The 15,431-nt window shown below is 71.1% G+C and carries 13 protein-coding genes; 4 read left to right on the top strand and 9 right to left on the bottom strand.

Annotated features, from left to right (window positions below):
• Positions 1-7 precede the first annotated feature (7 nt).
• Positions 8-883 (top strand): HhH-GPD family protein, encoded by an 876-nt coding sequence (locus EV372_RS13255; protein ID WP_130396254.1) that lies wholly within the window; start codon positions 8-10, stop codon positions 881-883.
• A 114-nt stretch (positions 884-997) separates the two neighbouring features.
• Here EV372_RS13255 and EV372_RS13250 read toward each other — a convergent pair whose 3' ends face one another.
• The 7 genes from EV372_RS13250 to lysX form a co-directional block, all read right to left on the bottom strand.
• Positions 998-1,708 carry a thioredoxin-like domain-containing protein gene (locus EV372_RS13250; protein ID WP_130398907.1) on the bottom strand — a complete coding sequence of 237 codons (711 nt, stop codon included), beginning with the start codon at positions 1,706-1,708 and terminating at the stop codon, positions 998-1,000.
• Between the two features lie 346 nt (positions 1,709-2,054).
• Entirely contained in the window at positions 2,055-4,565 is a 2,511-nt protein-coding gene (locus EV372_RS13245) for an ATP-dependent Clp protease ATP-binding subunit (RefSeq protein WP_013155981.1), read from the bottom strand.
• An 833-nt stretch (positions 4,566-5,398) separates the two neighbouring features.
• Entirely contained in the window at positions 5,399-5,740 is a 342-nt protein-coding gene (locus EV372_RS13240) for a histone-like nucleoid-structuring protein Lsr2 (RefSeq protein WP_013155980.1), read from the bottom strand.
• 217 nt (positions 5,741-5,957) lie between these two features.
• Complete coding sequence (locus EV372_RS13235) at positions 5,958-6,239, bottom strand: hypothetical protein (RefSeq protein ID WP_130396253.1); 282 nt, start codon at positions 6,237-6,239, stop codon at positions 5,958-5,960.
• A gap of 449 nt (positions 6,240-6,688) precedes the next feature.
• A complete protein-coding gene (locus EV372_RS13230) occupies positions 6,689-7,327 on the bottom strand; it encodes an amino-acid N-acetyltransferase (protein ID WP_130396252.1) in 639 nt (212 codons plus the stop codon).
• Between the two features lie 177 nt (positions 7,328-7,504).
• A complete protein-coding gene (locus EV372_RS13225; RefSeq protein WP_026338554.1) occupies positions 7,505-7,828 on the bottom strand; it encodes a LuxR C-terminal-related transcriptional regulator in 324 nt (107 codons plus the stop codon).
• 703 nt (positions 7,829-8,531) lie between these two features.
• Positions 8,532-10,034, bottom strand: coding sequence for a bifunctional lysylphosphatidylglycerol synthetase/lysine--tRNA ligase LysX (gene lysX / locus EV372_RS13220; RefSeq protein ID WP_130396251.1), 1,503 nt, complete (start codon positions 10,032-10,034; stop codon positions 8,532-8,534).
• A gap of 196 nt (positions 10,035-10,230) precedes the next feature.
• Between lysX and EV372_RS13215 the strand changes: the two genes are divergently transcribed.
• From EV372_RS13215 to vapC, 3 genes are all read left to right on the top strand, one after another.
• Positions 10,231-11,187 (top strand): cation diffusion facilitator family transporter, encoded by a 957-nt coding sequence (locus EV372_RS13215; protein ID WP_130396250.1) that lies wholly within the window; start codon positions 10,231-10,233, stop codon positions 11,185-11,187.
• Positions 11,188-11,291: 104 nt separating this feature from the next.
• A complete protein-coding gene (locus tag EV372_RS13210) occupies positions 11,292-11,513 on the top strand; it encodes a type II toxin-antitoxin system VapB family antitoxin (protein WP_036552950.1) in 222 nt (73 codons plus the stop codon).
• The gene (vapC, locus tag EV372_RS13205) at positions 11,510-11,929 is read left to right on the top strand and encodes a type II toxin-antitoxin system VapC family toxin (protein WP_130396249.1); all 420 of its coding nucleotides are present in this window, start codon (positions 11,510-11,512) and stop codon (positions 11,927-11,929) included. Before EV372_RS13210 ends, vapC begins: the two co-directional genes overlap by 4 nt.
• A gap of 50 nt (positions 11,930-11,979) precedes the next feature.
• Here the strand turns inward: vapC and EV372_RS13200 are convergent, their stop codons facing one another.
• Both EV372_RS13200 and EV372_RS13195 read right to left on the bottom strand, forming a co-directional pair.
• Entirely contained in the window at positions 11,980-12,762 is a 783-nt protein-coding gene (locus EV372_RS13200; protein WP_130396248.1) for a type III pantothenate kinase, read from the bottom strand.
• Positions 12,763-12,826: 64 nt separating this feature from the next.
• Positions 12,827-15,418 (bottom strand): L-aspartate oxidase, encoded by a 2,592-nt coding sequence (locus EV372_RS13195; RefSeq protein ID WP_130396247.1) that lies wholly within the window; start codon positions 15,416-15,418, stop codon positions 12,827-12,829.
• Between the last annotated feature and the right edge of the window lie 13 nt (positions 15,419-15,431).

Raw genomic sequence — 15,431 nt, 5'->3', positions numbered from 1 at the left:
GTTAAAGATGAGCGATAACCCTTACAGCACCCCGGTTCTGGCGTGGTACGAGAGCCACGCCCGCGACCTCCCCTGGCGACGGCCCGACGCCTCTCCGTGGTCGATCCTGGTCAGCGAGATCATGCTCCAGCAGACGCCCGTGGTGCGTGTCCTGCCCGCCTGGACCGCCTGGATGGAGCGCTGGCCCACCCCGGCCGACCTGGCACGGGAGCCCTCCGGGGAGGCTGTGCGCATGTGGAACCGGCTCGGCTACCCGCGCAGGGCGCTGCGCCTGCACGCGTGCGCGGTGGCGATCACCGGGGAACACGGCGGGCGGGTCCCCGAGGACCACGCCACCCTGCTGTCCCTGCCGGGCGTGGGCTCCTACACCGCGGCGGCGGTGGCGAGCTTCGCCTTCGGTCAGCGGCACGCCATTCTGGACACGAACGTTCGACGTGTCCTGGCGAGAGCCGAAACCGGGGTCCAGTACCCGCCGAAAACCCAGACGAAGGCCGAGACCGCCCTCGCCGAGTCCCTGCTGCCGTCCGCGCCCTCGGTGGCCGCCCGCTGGGGCGTGGCCGTCATGGAGCTGGGGGCGCTGGTGTGCACCGCGCGCACGCCCGCGTGCGCGGACTGCCCGATCGCCCACCAGTGCGCCTGGCGGCTCGCGGGCAAGCCCGCCTACGACGGTCCTCCCCGGCGCGGCCAGACCTACGCGGGCACCGACCGGCAGGTGCGCGGACGGCTGCTGGCGGTGCTGCGCGACTCCGCCCACCCGGTGCCCAAGGGCGCGCTGGACGTGGTCTGGGACGACCACGTCCAGCGCGAGCGGGCCCTGGACGCGCTGGTGTCCGACGGCCTGGTGGACCCCCTGGACGACGGCCGGTACGCCCTGCCGGGCTGAGCGCGCCCGGTCGCCAGGGGCCGGTCGCCGCGCGACGGCCGCACGGGGCGGCCGGGAGGCAGGCGCGCCCCGGCCCCGGTGCCGTCCCCGGTCCGCGCGGCCGGGAGGGGCGTCTCAGGTCCGCGGGCCGGAGTACCGCGCCGCGGCGGTCCCGGTCTCCCCCGCGGGGCCGGTCTCGGTGCCGGAGTGGCCGTCGCTGCACGGCGCGCCCGGCTCGGGGGTGTTCTCACCCTGGACGAACTCCACGAGGTACTCCACCAGGCGCGGGTCCTCGGGGTCCTCCAGCAGGATCTGGGAGCCCCAGGCCGACGCCACCACCGGGGCGGGCAGGCCCTCCACGGGGCTGACCACCAGGTAGTCGCCGGGCGAGTAGTACCCGGCCAGGGTCTGGACCTGCGCCTGGGAGAGCCCGGGGTCGTAGGCGATCCACACGGCGCCGTGCTCCTGGGCGTGCACGACGTACTCCGCGCGCAGGGGCTGGTCGTAGACGCCGCAGTTCTGCCAGATCGGGTAGTGCGGCCCGCCCGCGGGCGGGAACATCCCGTAGTCGACCGTCTCGCCCTCGTCCACGTGTTCGCTGGACAGGCCCTCGTAGTACCGCACCTCACCGATGCCCTCCGCGGAGGTTCCGCCGCCACCGCCGGAGAACAGCCACACCGCGGCGATCCCGCCGCCCAGCATGAGGACGACGACCAGGACCACGGCCCCGATGATCAGGCCGGTCCCGCCCTTCCCGCCCGGCTGGGGCTGGTGCGGGTACGGGCCTGGCGGACCGTAGGGACCCTGGGGGCCGGGCGGACCGCCGTGGGGACCCTGCGGCCCCAGGGGCGGCGGCGCCGCGCCCGGGGGGACCTGCCCCGGGGGAGGCGGACCGCCGGTCGGGGGCTGGCCTCCGGGAGGCGGACCGCCCGGCGGAACCGCGCCGTGGTGCCCCGGGGGAGCCTCACCCGGCCGGGGACCGTGTGGAGCGGGTCCGGGCTGCGGCTGCCGCGCCTGCCACGCATCGTGCTGTCGGGGATCTGGATGAGTCACGTTCGCACCCTAGAACATGCCGGGCGGACGCACACCCCGCGGCCGGACGCGCGGCGTCCGCCCGACACGCCCCGGCCCCGCACGACGAAGGGGGCACCCCCGAAGGGGTGCCCCCGAAGTCACGGGCGGTCGGGCGGCGCTACTCCCGCTTGCCCGCGGCCGACTCCTCGACCTCGGGCGTGTCCGGCACCGCGGCCGGCTTGGGCACGCCCTTGAAGGTGAACTTGGCGTCCGTGCCCTCGCCCTCGGCGTCGATCACCACGATCTGACCCGCCTTGAGGTCGCCGAACAGGATCTTCTCGGACAGCTGGTCCTCGATCTCCCGCTGGATCGTCCGGCGCAGCGGACGGGCGCCCAGCACGGGGTCGAACCCGCGCTCGGACAGGATCTGCTTGGCCTTGGGCCGCAGCTCGATCCCCATGTCCCGCTCCTTGAGACGGCTGTCCAGGCTCGTGATCATCAGATCCACGATCTGGAAGATCTCCTTCTCCGTCAGCTGGTGGAAGACGATGATGTCGTCCACACGGTTGAGGAACTCGGGCCGGAAGTTGGTCTTGAGCTCCTCGCTGACCTTGGCCTTCATCCGCTCGTAGTTGGTCTGGGCGTCGTCCTCCTTGGCGAAGCCCATGGCCTGCCCCTTGGAGATGTCCCGGGTGCCCAGGTTGGTCGTCATGATGATGACCGTGTTCTTGAAGTCGACGTTGCGACCCTGGGCGTCGGTGAGACGTCCCTCCTCCAGCACCTGGAGCAGCGAGTTGAAGATGTCGTTGTGGGCCTTCTCGATCTCGTCGAAGAGCACCACGGAGAACGGCTTGCGGCGCACCTTCTCGGTGAGCTGGCCGCCCTCCTCGTAGCCCACGTACCCGGGCGGGGAGCCGAACAGCCGCGAGACGGTGTGCTTCTCCATGAACTCGGACATGTCCAGCTGGATCAGCGCGTCCTCGTCCCCGAACAGGAACTCGGCCAGCGTCTTGGACAGCTCGGTCTTACCCACACCGGACGGGCCGGCGAAGATGAACGAACCGCCCGGGCGCTTGGGGTCCTTGAGCCCGGCGCGGGTACGGCGGATCGCCTGGGAGAGCGCCTTGATGGCGTCCTCCTGGCCGATGACGCGCCGGTGCAGCTCGTCCTCCATGCGCAGCAGCCGGGAGGACTCCTCCTCGGTGAGCTTGAAGACCGGGATGCCGGTGGAGGCGGCCAGGACCTCGGCGATGAGCTCCTCGTCCACCTCGGCCACGACGTCCATGTCGCCGGCCTTCCACTCCTTCTCCCGCTGCGCCTTCTTGCCCAGGAGCTGCTTCTCGTCGTCGCGCAGCGACGCCGCCTTCTCGAAGTCCTGCGCGTCGATCGCGGACTCCTTGTCGCGGCGCACCCCGGCGATCTTCTCGTCGAACTCGCGCAGGTCCGGCGGAGCGGTCATCCGGCGGATGCGCATCCGCGAGCCCGCCTCGTCGATGAGGTCGATCGCCTTGTCCGGCAGGAACCGGTCGCTGATGTAGCGGTCGGCCAGCTGCGCGGCGGCCACCAGCGCGCTGTCGGTGATGGAGACCCGGTGGTGGGCCTCGTAGCGGTCGCGCAGGCCCTTGAGGATCTCGATGGCGTGCTTGATGGTCGGCTCGTCCACCTGGATGGGCTGGAAGCGGCGCTCCAGCGCGGCGTCCTTCTCCAGGTACTTGCGGTACTCGTCCAGCGTGGTCGCGCCGATGGTCTGGAGCTCACCCCGGGCCAGCATGGGCTTGAGGATGGAGGCGGCGTCTATGGCGCCCTCCGCCGCGCCCGCGCCGACCAGCGTGTGCAGCTCGTCGATGAACAGGATGATGTCGCCGCGTGTGCGGATCTCCTTGAGCACCTTCTTGAGGCGCTCCTCGAAGTCACCGCGGTAGCGGCTGCCCGCGACCAGCGCGCCCAGGTCCAGCGTGTACAGCTGCTTGTCCTTGAGCGTCTCGGGGATCTCGCCCTTGACGATCTTCTGGGCCAGACCCTCGACCACGGCCGTCTTGCCGACGCCGGGCTCACCGATCAGGACCGGGTTGTTCTTGGTCCTGCGGGACAGGACCTGCATGACCCGCTCGATCTCCTTGTCCCTGCCGATGACCGGGTCGAGCTTGCTCTCCCGGGCGGCCTGGGTCAGGTTGCGGCCGAACTGGTCCAGCACCAGCGAGGTGGAGGGGGTGGACTCCGACGAGGCGCCGGTGGCCTGCGGCTCCTTGCCCTGGTAGCCGTGCAGCAGCTGGATGACCTGCTGGCGCACGCGGTTGAGGTCCGCGCCCAGCTTGACCAGGACCTGGGCGGCGACGCCCTCGCCCTCGCGGATCAGGCCCAGCAGTATGTGCTCGGTACCGATGTAGTTGTGGCCCAGCTGAAGCGCCTCGCGCAGCGACAGCTCCAGGACCTTCTTGGCTCTCGGGGTGAACGGGATGTGCCCCGACGGGGCCTGCTGCCCCTGGCCGATGATCTCCTCAACCTGCTGCCGAACCGCTTCGAGGCTGATACCAAGGCTCTCCAGAGCCTTGGCGGCGACGCCCTCACCCTCGTGGATGAGACCGAGCAGGATGTGCTCCGTACCGATGTAGTTGTGGTTGAGCATCCTGGCCTCTTCCTGGGCCAGAACCACCACTCGCCGCGCGCGGTCGGTAAACCTCTCGAACATGTCTCGTCGCTCCTCTACAGAGCGGTCAGGCAGGGACGGTTCACTCCGACCCAACTCTTCCGCATATCGGCCCCACAGGGATGAACCGCCCCGGGGAGCGCTGTCGCACCCGTCCGTACGGTCGACCGGCTGCCGACCAGACGTAGGCCTCCGTACGGTCGGCCGCAGCCGTCCGTGCCAGAGACTTTCCCCGACGATAGGGCGTTCACCCAACATCCAACTACCAATTGCGGCGCCAGATTTCCCTGTACGCCGAAGGCGAACGGCCCGGGCTCTCCCTGTGTCACAGGAGTGCCCGGACCGCGCACGTGTAAGCGTTATCGGCTCTGAGCGAACAAGCCGCGTGTTGTTCTTCCGACCGGACCGTTCGGGCGGGGAAAGCGGGAAATGCGCGCCGTCGACCGGAGCGGGGATGGTGTGGGACTCGGGTCCCGCGACCGGGGCCGCGGGACCGGAAGCGAGTGCCCTTCCCCGCAACCGGGAGGTCGCGTGCGGTCCCGATCGTTCGTGGGCGGTCGCGCGCGGAGGCGGCGTCGCGGCGCTCCGGCGCGCTGCCCCGCTCCGCCTCGCCGTCCGGCCCAGCGCGTGGGTGTGGCGGCGGAGGTCTGGAGTCGCGGGGTCGCAGGAGCGCTGCCATCGGCGCGGAGCCCTGTCCGGCGCTCCGTACCGCCCGAAGGACCCGTCGGGCCCGGCGTATCCCCTGGCATCCCGTGTCACTGGGCCGCGCCGCGGCCCGGGGATGGTCGGGTTCGGGTGTCTTCCCCCGGCAGGTACCGACCGTAATTCGATCAAGACCTGACAACATTTCGGCGAACCGGGGGTCGGCGGCAAACCTAGCCCTTGATGGCCTCATATTCGGCGACGATCGCCGCGGGGATACGGCCGCGCTCATTGACGGGCTTGCCCGCGGCCTTCGCCCAGGCGCGAATCTCGGCGCTGCGCTCACGGCTGGGAGCATTCCGGCTGCCGGTGCGGCGGCCCGCGCTGCGGGACGCCTTGGCCGGAGCCTTGCGGGCGGCGTCGACGAACGGAGTAAGGGCCTCGCGGAGCTTGGCCGCATTACCCGCGCTGAGGTCGATTTCGTACACGGAGCCGTCCAGACCGAACGTCACCGTCTCCTCGGCCTCGCCGCCGTCGAGGTCGTCGACCAGGAAAACCTGGACCTTCTGTGCCATGGAATCAAACCTTTCAGAAGAGCGGTGTCTCCACACCTGAATGTAAAGCTATCTCGCGAGAACGCGGAAGACAATTCCCGGCGTGCCTGAAATCACCCGGACACCGTGTCGGGTTTCGGGGGTCACCGGCGGGCGCGCGGGATCGGCGAGATGGCCCGCGCACGCGCGTGGCCGGTTCGCCGCTCCCCGAGGAGCGCGTGATCGGTCGGGTACCGTATCAACGACCGTCGGATTCGGTGCGTTCCCCACCCCGGACAATCGGCGTCTCGTTCGCGGCTCCCGGCTCAGCGGCCCCGGAGCCATCCCTGCCCTCACCCGTGCCTTCGGCCGCCTTGTCCTTGCTGACCAGGCTTCCGTCCATCCGGCGGGGCGCCATCTCCTTGCGCAGGAGCTGGATGACGAAGGTGCAGAAGACGGCACCGACAACCACCGGTGGGATGAGCGCCGACAATACGTCGATCAGTCCGGGGGGAAGCACCGACGACAAAAAGTTCCCCATCGAAGCCGTCCACCCTTCCTGGTTGTTACTTATTGCAGCAAATACCCGACTCCGTGTCGGGCTGCTCCTGGGGGATGGCTCGCCGGGCACCCGGGCAAACGCATACCGGACATCATAGACATCGTTTGCCCCCGGTTTGACACCGGACGTACCCGAGACACCTCCGGCAAACCCGAAGGGGGCCAATGTCCGGCCGTGCGTTCGGCGCCCTGGTGTGTCCGCGGGGGAACACCGTGTCCACCGGTGTCAAATCCCGACCCTTCGTCGCCGCTTCGCGGAACTTCCTTCAACGTGTGGGCGGGACTCCACCCCTGGGGTACACATTACCCGCCCCCTTCCCCGGCCCCGCCATCCGGTTGTGCATAAGCTGCGCGGACGCGGGTCGGACGCGGTGTTGGCCCGGCTGCGGCCCGTATGGGGAACTTGGTCCCGAGTGAGCGCGAAAACCTTTAGGTCCGGGTGGTTCGCGTTGCCGCGTCGAGGTGCACAAGCATGCGGGTGTTCCCGAGGGTGTTGGGCTTAACCCGCTCCAAGTCGAGAAATTCGGCGACGCCCTCGTCATAGGAACGCAGGAGTTCCTCGTACACACGGGGGGAGACCGGCGTGCCCTGGATCCGGGCAAAGCCGTGTTTGGCGAAGAAACCGGTCTCGAATGTCAGGCAGAACACACGGCGCACGCCCAACTCCCGTGCGGTGTCCAGCAGCGCGGACACGATCCGGTGTCCGACGCCGAACCCGCGCAGGGAGGGGTCCACGGCGACGGTGCGCACCTCCGCCAGGTCCTCCCAGAGCACGTGCAGCGCTCCGCAGCCCACCACGCGGTACTCGGCCCCGGCCTCGGGGGGATCGGCGCGCTCCGCTCCGGGCGCGGGGGCGTCGGGAGGGGGCGCGGCGTGCGGGGAGACGGGGTCGGAGCCGTCGGGGACCACCTCGGCCTCGGCCACCCAGAACTCCTGGACGTCCTCGTAGAGGTTGACGGTGCTCTTGGAGAGCACGCGCCGGTCGACGGTGTAGGCGTCGACGAGGCGGCGGACGGCGGCGACGTCGCGCGTCCTGGCGCGGCGCACGTGAACATGGCGAACGGGCATAGCCGGACCAGACTACGCCCGGGCCCCGCGCCCGGCGGACGCGCGCGGTCCGAAAACGCGTCGGCACCCACCGGTTCGCCGGTGGGTGCCGTGGTGGGTGCCGCGCCCACCGGACCACTCTTCCTCCGGAGGGCGCCCGGCGCCGTCGCACGACCGCGGCGCCGTGCCGCGGACGGCTCAGATGAGCTGGCGCCGCGCGGCCCAGACGACCGCCTCGATGGGCGTGTTCACACCGAGCACGTCGCAGATGTTGCGGATGCGGCGGCGCAGGGTGCGCGCGCTGAGTTCGAGGTGCCGGGCCGCCACCTCCGTGGTGACACCGGTGGCGATCTCGGCGAGCAGTTCGAGTTCCTCGTGGTTCAGTTCCACCGGCGCGTAGGGGCTGCTCACAGCCGTCTCGTGCGGGCGGGCCTGCAGGGGGACCACGTTCTCCCGGTGCTCCCTGGTCTGAAGGGTGCCCTGGTCATCAGCGGTACGTCGTACGAGTGTGGCCTGTTCCACTCCGTCCTCCCTCATCATGTGAGTGCGGAACATCGACTCGTCACCTGGTGGACGCGAGCGCGCCGGACACGGGTCTCCCCCTGGTCCGGCGCGACGGAAGACTCCCGGGCGCACCGCTGTCCCCCGCGTATCCCTCTGGCACAGGGACCGGGGGCGGGCGCACGGACGTCGCAGGGGCCGGTTCGCTGGAGGCTGGGACGGACAGACTCCACCGAGGGCGCGCATGCGCGCGGGAACGCGGACCGCGTCCGGCGGTCCCTCTCCCCGCTCACCGTCGTTCTCGATCCACTTCGGCGAACTCCACGGGTCTCGACCCGCTCACAGCACGCTAGGCCGCAGAGATGATACCGTCAAGGCCCCATAAATCACCATGTGTAGTTATGGCAGCCCTTTCCGTGACAAAGTAATGGAAGGGAAAATACGCTGACTACATTGACCTGCGTAAACAACGTTCAGCGGAGAGTGGCCGAGTTCGCCCAGCCCTGGTCGGCAAAAACTTCGGAACTGTCCGGCGGGTCACGCGGCCGTGGCCCCCGGTTCGCGCGGCCTGTCCGGCCGGGATGGCGGAACCCGTGGTACGGGCCCTGTCCCGGTGGAGGGGACGGGGCCGCCGCACCGTGTGTGCGACGGCCCCGATCCGCCTTTCGGTCATCCGACCGACGCCGTTATATCCCCGGTAAATCCGGAACCATGGTGCTCCGGCTCAATCCCCGGAAGGCTTCACGAGCGGGAAAAGGACAGTTTCCCGGATGTTCTTTCCGGTGAAGGCCATGAGCAGGCGGTCGATACCGACGCCCACACCACCGGTCGGCGGCATTCCGTACTCCAGGGCCCGCAGGAAGTCCTCGTCCAGCTGCATCGCCTCGGGGTCGCCCTCCGCGGCCATCAGCGACTGCCGGGTGAGGCGCTCGCGCTGCTCGACCGGGTCGACCAGCTCCGAGTAGCCCGTGCCCATCTCCATGCCGAACCCGATGAGGTCCCACTTCTCGGTGAGCAGCGGGTCCTCGCGGTGCTGCCGGGTGAGCGGGCTGGTCTCCACCGGGAAGTCGCGCACGAAGGTGGGCTGGACGAGCGTGTGCTCCACCAGCTCCTCGAAGAGGTGCTCCACGAGCTTGCCCTGCCCCCAGGAGGGGTCGTACTCCACTCCCCGGGAGTCGGCCAGGCGGCGGACCTCGTCGATGGGCGTGCGCGGGTCGACCTCGGCCCCCAGCGCCTCGGACACCGCCCCGTACAGGGTGACCTGCGGCCACTCCCCGCCCAGGTCGTAGGTGCGCCCGTCCCGCTCGACCACCGTCGAGCCGAACACGGCGCGCGCCGCCTCCTGGATGAGTTCGCGGGTCAGGTCGGCCATGACGTTGTAGTCGGCGTAGGCCTGGTAGAACTCCAGCATCGTGAACTCGGGGTTGTGCGTGGAGTCCGCGCCCTCGTTGCGGAAGTTGCGGTTGACCTCGAAGACCTTCTCCAGACCGCCCACGACCAGCCGCTTGAGGGACAGCTCGGGGGCGATGCGCAGGTACAGGTCCATGTCGTAGGCGTTGATGTGGGTGGTGAACGGGCGCGCCGTGGCGCCGCCGTGCACCCGCATCAGCATGGGCGTCTCGACCTCGACGAAGTCCCGGGAGGCGAGCCCCTCCCGGATCGCGCGGATGGCGGCCGAGCGGCGGCGCACCATCTGCTGGGACTCGGGGTTGACGATGAGGTCGACGTAGCGCTGGCGGACCCGGGCCTCGGGGTCGGTCAGGCCCTTGTGCTTCTCCGGGAGGGGGCGCAGGCACTTGGCGGTCAGCGTCCAGGAGGTCACCAGGATCGACAACTCGCCGCGGCGGGAGGTGATGACCTCGCCCTCCACGCCCACGTGGTCGCCGAGGTCGACGTCGGCCTTCCAGGCGTCCAGGCGCTCCCGGCCCACCTGGTCCAGGGACAGCATGATCTGGATGTCGCCGGTCTCGTCGCGCAGGGTGGCGAAGCACAGCTTGCCGCCGGTGCGGTAGAGCATGACCCGTCCGGCGACGGAGACCTCCACGCCCGTGCGGGTGTCCGGCTCCAGTCCCTGGTGTTTGTCGCGCACGGCCCCGATCGACGTGGACCGCGGGAAGGTCACGGGGAAGGGGTCGGTGCCCTCCTCCCGCAGCCGGTCCAGCTTCTGGCGCCGGACCCGCATCTGTTCGGGCAGGTCGTCGTAGGTGTCGTCGTGCGCGTCATTCACGCGCACGATCCTACCGGCGGCCGCGGTCCGGCCCGACCGGTCGGAGTCCGCGGGCGGAGGGCCCGCGCCGGCGGTCCGCGGCCCGCCCCGGGAGGGGCACGGTGGGATATCAGTGACGCGGATCACTAGTATTGCGCTGCCCTGACCCGCGCCCCCGCAGCCGAGAGCAGTACCTACCGAGAGATGGACCCCACTGGTGAGTGTTGAGGGAAGCACGAGAGCCGTCGTCACGGCGCTGTGCGCGAACCTGGGAATCGCCGCGACGAAGTTCGTGGCCTACCTCCTGACCGGATCGTCGTCGATGATGGCCGAGTCCATCCACTCGGTCGCCGACTCCAGCAACCAGGCGCTGCTGCTCATCGGCGGCAGACGGGCGCGCCGGGGCGCCACGGAGGAGCATCCCTTCGGCTACGGCCGCGAGCGCTACGTGTACGCGTTCATGGTGGCGATCGTGCTGTTCAGCCTGGGCGGCCTGTTCGCGCTCTACGAGGCCTGGCACAAGATCTCCCACCCCGAGCCGATCACGTCCTGGCAGTGGGTCCCCGTGGCCGTGCTGCTGGTGGCGCTCGTGCTGGAGTCGTTCGCCATGCGCACGGCGATCAAGGAGTCCAACGCGGTCCGGGGCAAGGCGAGCTGGGTGCAGTTCGTCCGCCGCTCCAAGGCCCCCGAGCTGCCGGTGATCCTGCTGGAGGACGCGGGCGCCCTGCTGGGCCTGGTGTTCGCCCTGGCCGGTGTCGGCCTGACCCTGATCACGGGCAACGGCCTGTGGGACGGCCTGGGCACCGCCGCCATCGGCGTCCTGCTGGTGGCCATCGCGATCGTGCTGGCCGTCGAGGTCAAGAGCCTGCTCATCGGCGAGTCCGCCACGAGCGAGAACGTGCGGGCCATCCGCCGGGCCATCGAGTCGGTCGAGGACATCGACCGCCTGATCCACATGCGCACCCAGCACGTGGGCCCCGAGGAGCTGCTGGTGGCCGCCAAGGTGGCCGTGGACGCGCACGACGACGCGGGCCGGATCACGCGGGCGATCAACGAGGCCGAGGAGCGCATCCGGACGGCGGTGCCCATCGCCACGCTGGTCTACATCGAGCCGGACCTGTTCCGCGGCGGGACCTCGCCGGAGGCGTCCCCCGGCTCCGTCTCCTCGGGCTGAGCCGGGGCGGTGGTGCGGCGTCCGGGACCGGTCGCCGCACCACCGCGGCCACGAACTCACCGAAACCGTTTATTTACACAAGGTAACAGGTGTAATCTGGGTGTATGAGCCGCACAAACATTGACATCGACGACGAACTGGTCACTACCGCCATGGAACGCTTCCAGGTGAGCACCAAGCGCGAAGCCGTGGACATCGCCCTTCGCCGGGCCGTGGGCACACCTCTCACCAAGGAGTTCCTCCTCAGCCTGGAGGGCATAGGCTGGGAGGGCGACCTGGACGAGATGCGCCGCTCCGGCTTCGAGGGCGGGGCGCCCGCCTCGTGAACACCGTCTATCTGGTGGACAGCTCCGCCTGGGTGGAGTACCTGCGCAGGACCGGTTCCGAGACCCACGTCTTCGTCAGGGAGCTCATCGAGCGCGGCGTCCACCTGGCCACGACCGAACCCGTCGCCGCCGAGATCCTGAGCGGGGCGAAGAGCTCCACCGAGCTCCAGCAGCTGGAACGCCTCACCGACGGCCTGATCCAGCTGTCCCTGGACAACAGGCTCGACTTCCACCATTCGGCGGGCATCTACCGTGAGGCCCGCTCCAGGGGTAAGACGATCCGCAAGCTCTACGACTGCCTCATCGCGGCCGTCGCCCTGCGCACCGACGCGGTCCTCGTGCACTGCGACCGCGACTTCGACCACCTCGCCGAGGTGTTCCCCCGGCTGCGCGTACAGCGGCACGACCAGGGCTGAGCCCGCCGGGGCGGAAGGGCCTCCTCCCGCTCCCCCGCCCCGGACCCGGATCAGCCGACGTTGCGCTCGTAGACCAGGCGCAGGCCGATGAGGGTCAGCCACGGCTCGTGCAGGTCGACCGTCTCGCACTCGGCCACCACGATGGAGGCGAGCCCCCCGGTGGCCACCACGGTCACGTCGTCGGGCGCGTCGGTGAGCTCGGCGACCATGCGGTCCACGATCCCGTCCACCTGGCCCGCGAACCCGAACACGATCCCCGAGCGCAGCGCCTCGGTGGTGTTCTTGGCGATGGCCGAGCGCGGCTTGACGATCTCCACCATGTGCAGCTGGGCGCCGCGCCGGGACAGGGCGTCCACGGAGATGTCGATGCCCGGGGCGATGGCCCCGCCCACGTACTCCCCGCGGGCGCTGACCGCGTCGAAGGTGGTCGCGGTCCCGAAGTCCACCACCACCGCGGGACCGCCGTAGAGGTGGTTGGCGGCCAGCGCGTTGATGATCCGGTCGCTGCCCACCTCCTTGGGGTTGTCCATCCGGATCGGCACCCCGGTCTTGACGCCGGGTTCGACGATCACGGCGGGGACGTCTCCGAAGTGGCGGCGGAACATGTCCCGCATCTCGTGCTGCACCGACGGGACCGAGCAGCACAGGGCGATGCCGTCGATGTCCTCGGAGCGGCCCAGGCTGCTGCCGTCGACGAGCCCGCGCAGGACCACGGCCCACTCGTCGGCCGTACGCCTGGTGTCGGTTCCCACCCTCCAGTGTTCGAGAAGGTCGTCGGATGCGAAGAGACCGAAGACCGTCTCGGAGTTGCCGACGTCGATCGCGAGCAGCATGCTGGGGGCCTCATCCGTGGTCGAAGTGGTGTGTTCTCAAGGAATCTTCCACCAACCGGGCCGCTCACAACAGGTCAAGCGCGATATCCAGAGCCGGACTGGAGTGGGTGAGCGCCCCGACCGCCAGGTAGTCCACCCCGGTGCGGGCCACGTCACCCGCCACGTCCAGGGTCAGGCCGCCGGAGGACTCCAGCCGCGCGCGGCCCGCGACCAGCGCGACCGCCTCCCGGAGCCGTTCGACGGTGAAGTTGTCGAGCAGGATCTCCTCGGCGCCCGCGGCGATGGCGTCCTCGATCTGGTCGACCCGGTCCACCTCCACCTCCAGGGGGAGGTCGGGGAAGCGCGCGCGGATGGCGCGGACCGCCTCGCCGACGCCGCCCGCGGCGACGACGTGGTTGTCCTTGACCAGTCCGGCGTCGCTGAGGCCGTAGCGGTGGTTGACCCCGCCGCCGCAGCGCACGGCGTACTTCTCCAGCGCGCGCAGCCCCGGGCGGGTCTTGCGGCTGTCCCGGATCCGGGCGCCGGTCCCGGCCACGGCGTCCACCCAGGCGCGGGTGGCGGTGGCGATTCCGGACATGTGGGTGAGGAAGTTGAGCGCGGTCCGCTCCGCGGTGAGCAGGTCGCGGGTGCGCGCGGTGACCGCCATCAGGACGTCGCCGCGCTTGACCGCGTCTCCGTCGGCCACGGTCCGGTGCGCCTCCAGGGCCCCGTCGGCGACCAGCCAGAAGACGAGTTCGGCGAGCGGGAGGCCGCTGACGGTGCCGTCGGCGCGGGCGACCACGTGCGCGGTGCGCACCTGGTCGCCGGGGATGGTCGCGACGGTGGTGACGTCGATGCCCGGCCCCGCGGTGAGGTCCTCGGACAGGGCGCGGCGGACCAGGTCCACGTGGGACCGCGAGGGGGCGGTGTACGGGAGGGCGAACTCGGCGCGCGCGTCCGGGTGGGCGCCCGGACCGGCGAGGGGGAGGCCGATGGAGTCCAGTTCCGCGGTGAGCGCGGGTGGCAGGGAGGGCGTCCAGTCCTCATCCGTGGTCACGATGGTGTTCCCTTCCAGTCGGACGACGACGGGGCGGATCCGGAGCCCGGGTACGGGCTCGGGGTGGTCGGCGCGCTGGTGCGCGCCCCTGCTCTCGGTCCTGTGCAGCGCGGCGGCGGCCACGAGCCGGGCCGCGGTGAGCAGGTTGGCGGTCTCCCAGGCGGCCACGTCGGGGGTGGCCGGGGAGCCGGGACGGGCGAGGGCGTCGAGTTCGGCGGTCAGCTCGGCGAGCCCCTCGCCGGTGCGCAGCACCCCGGCGTGGCGCGACATGAGGGTGCGCACGCGGGCCGCGGTGGCGGGGTCGGGAAGCGGGGTGACGGTGCCGAGGGCCTCGGCCCGCGCGGGCCGGGGGGCGGGGTCGCCCGCCAGGCGGGCGGCGATCCGGTCGGCGTAGACCAGGCCCTCCAGCAGGGAGTTGGAGGCGAGCCGGTTGGCGCCGTGCACCCCCGTGCGGGCGACCTCGCCCACGGCCCACAGGCCGGGGACCGAGGTGCGGCCGTCGATGTCGACCTCGGCGCCCCCGGAGGCGTAGTGGGCGGCGGGGGCGACGGGGACCGGCTGGGCGAGCGGGTCGATGCCGTGCTCGCGGCAGGAGGCGAGGATGGTCGGGAAGCGCCGCTCCCAGGTGGCCCGGCCGAAGTGGCGGGTCTCCAGGTAGACGTGGTCCACGCCCTGTTCGGCCATCGTGCGGGCGATGGTGCGCGCCACCACGTCGCGGGGGGCGAGGTCGGCCAGCTCGTGGACGCCCTCCATGATGCGCCTGCCTTCGGCGTCCACCAGGTAGGCGCCCTCCCCGCGCAGGGCCTCGGAGACCAGGGGCTGGCGCCCGCGCGCCTCGGGGCCGAGCCAGAGCACCGTGGGGTGGAACTGGATGAACTCCAGGTCGCGCAGGCGCGCCCCGGCGCGGGCGGCCAGGGCGAGGCCGTCGCCGGTGGACACGGGCGGATTGGTGGTGGCGGCGAAGACCTGCCCCATGCCGCCGGTGGCCAGCACCACGGCGGGGGCCAGGACAGCGCCGACGCCGTCGCGGGCGCCCTCGCCCATGACGTGCAGGGTGGCGCCGCACACCGCTCCCGTGCCGGGGTCGCGCAGGGCGTCCAGGGCCACGGCGTGCTCGACGGCCTCGATGCGCTCCTCGGCCAGGACGGCGGCCACCAGGGCGCGCTGGATCTCGGCGCCGGTGGCGTCACCGCCCGCGTGCGCGACGCGGTCGGCGCGGTGGCCGCCTTCGCGGGTGAGGGCCAGGGCGCCGTCCTCGGCGAGGTCGAACTCGGCGCCCAGCCCGATGAGCCAGCGCAGGGCGTCGGGGCCCTCGGCGGCCAGGACGTTGACGGCGTGGGGGTCGGACAGGCCCGCCCCCGCCAGGTGGGTGTCGACCATGTGGGCGACGGGCCCGTCCTCGGGCGCCATGGCGGCGGCGATCCCGCCCTGGGCGTAGGCGGTGGAGCCGGTGGACAGGCGATCCTTGGTGACGAGCACGACCCGGCCGCGTTCGGTGCGCTGGACGTAGCGCAGCGCGGTGCTCAGACCGGCGATGCCCGAGCCGACGACCGCCACGTCGGCCTCGATCGTCCACCCCGGCTCGGGGGCGTCGAGCCGCGTCTGGAGGGGTGTGCTCATCCGTGTTCTCTCT

The organism is Nocardiopsis sp. CNZ308 (assembly GCF_004217075.1).
The sequence above is the reverse complement of the archived record's forward strand: the minus strand, read 5'-3'. Positions and strand labels throughout refer to the sequence as shown.